Source organism: Prauserella sp. PE36 (genome assembly GCF_003311655.1).
Lineage (GTDB): Bacteria > Actinomycetota > Actinomycetes > Mycobacteriales > Pseudonocardiaceae > Prauserella_A > Prauserella_A endophytica.
On the sequence record NZ_QEQT01000045.1, the window covers coordinates 1 to 1400 of the forward strand.

A 1400-nucleotide genomic window follows, 5' to 3' on the forward strand; every position below is an offset into this window, starting at 1 on the left:
TGATACGCCCCGGGTCTGGTGCAGGTCTTGTTGTCTGTCACCCAGCCCGGGCGGGCTGGACGGGTTGATCGTAGCTTGACGTGCGGTGGGCGGCCTCGATGGCCGCCGGGGTGCGTTGGCCGAGCTCGCCGTGGAGGCGGCGGTGGTTGTACCAGTCGACGTATTCGGCCACGGCGAGCTCAACATCCCGAATCGATTGCCATCCGCGACCAAGAACGATCGGGTTATGGATCAACTCGCCCTTGAGCAACGAGTTGAATGCCTCAGCCATCGCATTATCGTAGGAATCCCCACGCGAACCAACGGAGGCGACCACTTCTGCGTCGGCCAAGCGCTCAGTATAACGAATCGCACGATATTGAACTCCACGGTCGGAATGATGTACAAGTCCGGTCACGTCTTGCCCGGCTCGTTTCCTGGCCCAGATCCCCATCTCCAACGCGTCAAGGGCGAGATTCGTGTGCAACGAGGTCGAGACCTGCCAGCCCACGACCATTCTTGAGAACACATCGATGACGAACGCGGCATATACCCATCCCGAAAACGTCCGGATATAGGTGATATCCGCTACCCAGAGTTGGTTCGGGCGATCGGCGGTGAAGCGGCGCCCGACCAGGTCTGCCGACGAAGGTGAGGCCGCGGCGATAGTGGTCCTGGGGCGCCTGCCCCGCCGTAGACCCTGCAGGCCCTTCTGCCGCATCAGCCGCTCGACCGTGCAGCGAGCCACGCGGATTCCCTCACGGTTGAGCTGGGCATACACTTTCCGCGCCCCGTAGACGCTGTAGTTCTCACGGAACACGCGCTCAATCTCGGTGAGCAGCTCCGCATCCCGCAGGACGCGTTTTGATGGTGCGCGTTTCCTCGCTGCCCAATACGTTCTCGGAGCGATCTGTACACCCGATTCTTTCAGGACTGCGCAGATCGGCTCGACCCCGAGTTTCTTCCCCTCAACAACACGCTCGCGGTGGCCATCGATATAGTCAAAGACCACCGCGAGCGGAACCTCCCGCCGATGGGCGGAATCGTCAGAGGTTACTTGGTCTTGCGGTCGAGCTCCGCGGCGGCGAAAAACGCCGAAGCCGTCTTCAGGATCTCGTTCGCCCGCCGCAATTCACGCACCTCGCGTTCCAGCTCGGCGATCCGCGCAGCGTCGTCGCTGGTGCGGCCAGGTGCCGTGCCGGCGTCGATCTCGGCGCGCTTGACCCACGTCCGCAACGCCTCCGGGTGCACGTCCAACTGACTCGCGACCCGGCGGATGACTGCCATCCGCTGCCCCTCGCGATCCCATCCAACGCCATCCGCGTCGCCCGCTCACGCAGCTCGTCGCTGTACTTCTTCGGTGCCGGCATGCTCTGCATCCTTCCTGGAATCAAAGCCTGCACAGAACCCGGGGCGCATCA

The 1400-nt window shown here is 63.0% G+C and carries 1 pseudogene; it reads right to left on the reverse strand.

The features are described from left to right. Positions 1 to 37: 37 nt before the first annotated feature. A pseudogene (locus DI005_RS08260) lies at positions 38 to 1349 on the reverse strand (IS3 family transposase). Positions 1350 to 1400: the final 51 nt, after the last annotated feature.